The following is a 1453-nucleotide window of genomic DNA, read 5'->3' as shown; positions in this document are numbered from 1 at the left end:
CAATTTGATTGGCACGATGAATCATTCACTGAAGTCAAAGCACCAAGCAATGTGAAATCATACCAAGGCAACAACTTTAAGCAATTCACAGCAAACATGACCAGCAGCGGGCGCATATCAGCAAGCAACCCACCATACGAATGGAGTGGAACCAGCCCGTTTGATTGGAGCGATGTATCAGGACACATAGATGCAATCAGATACCAACGAAACAGAATCAAGTCATTTGCACTCACAGGTAAAAAAGAAATCACAACCATGCTACCAATCATCATCATCACAATCGCATTGATGATAATCATGAGCACAGCAGGTAGGAACCATAAAAACAATGGTTTACAAATATAAAACAAAACAGATAAATCAACAGGGGGAACCAACATGAATATAATAACAGATATAGCAACACTACAAGATGTGTGGACTAGCATTTCAACTCAATGGATAGGACCACTAGTGTTCATAATCATGGGGGCACTAAGTCTGAAGTTTTTACTAAACAGACAATGGTCGCAATTCATATCATTTCTTGGAATAGGAATCATGGTCGCAGTAATCATATACATAGCACCAACAATGTTTGGACAGGACAGCAAACTAGTCAACAGCGTAGGAACAACAGTCAAACAAATAAACTAACAGATAGATACCAAGGGGCGCAACAGATAGGCACCAACAACAAAGCGCCCCACATAAAACAACAAACAAGGGGCGCGAAAGGATAGGAACCAAATGAATCAGATAACACCAACACAGAAGAAAAAAGCATATGAACTACAACAAACATGCAACATACAAGACATACAACCATGCATAGCACTATTTCAATTTTATCCTAAATCAAAAGTGTCAGAATGGGCTGTAAGAATCAGTGGTTCAGATGACCCAGATAGAGAATTATCCGACATTCTAACAGGTGGTAATTACGGGCTGCACGATTAAAAAAAATAATAAATAACCCACAACGGGTTATTTTTTTTTATGCTTTTACATATCAATTTACATGTCAATTCGCATATATCATAGGGGGTTGACATCTAAAAAGTCTAAAAAACGACCATAAACGCCGAAAAAGGAGCAAAAACAAAGAACAAGAACAACCACACAAAACAACATAATCAACTCACTAACATAGAATAACACAAACAAATAATAAACAGATAAATCTGTTTACAATTATGTTCGCATTATTATGGTTCCAAGAACGCAGCGGCATCAGCCCTACCACTCGCACCATTATTACCGTTCGTAAGCAATATGTGTTAGCATGGTTGGTCAAAATTTGCGGGGCGCGTGTGCGTCTCAATGCGACGCATTTTCACATGGATTTATTTTTTTTGTTAACATACCTACCACTACAAAAACACCCCACTAAAGGATGCTAAAAGTGGATGCTAACAACAAGCAACCAACATAGACCTACAACCACCTAGCAAATAGAAAACCCATAAGG

General features: G+C 38.5%; 1 protein-coding gene. It reads right to left on the bottom strand.

Annotated features, from left to right (window positions below; all coding sequences use genetic code 11):
* The coding region (locus DSM100238_RS09220; protein ID WP_167511145.1) for a hypothetical protein at nucleotides 1–383 on the bottom strand (383 nt) is incomplete at its 3' end.
* Nucleotides 384–1453 lie beyond the last annotated feature (1070 nt).

This window comes from Bifidobacterium apri (assembly GCF_009299485.1).
In the GTDB taxonomy this organism is placed as follows: Bacteria; Actinomycetota; Actinomycetes; order Actinomycetales; family Bifidobacteriaceae; genus Bifidobacterium; species Bifidobacterium apri.
Note: the sequence above shows the minus strand (reverse complement) of the source record. Positions and strands in the feature narration are given on the sequence as shown.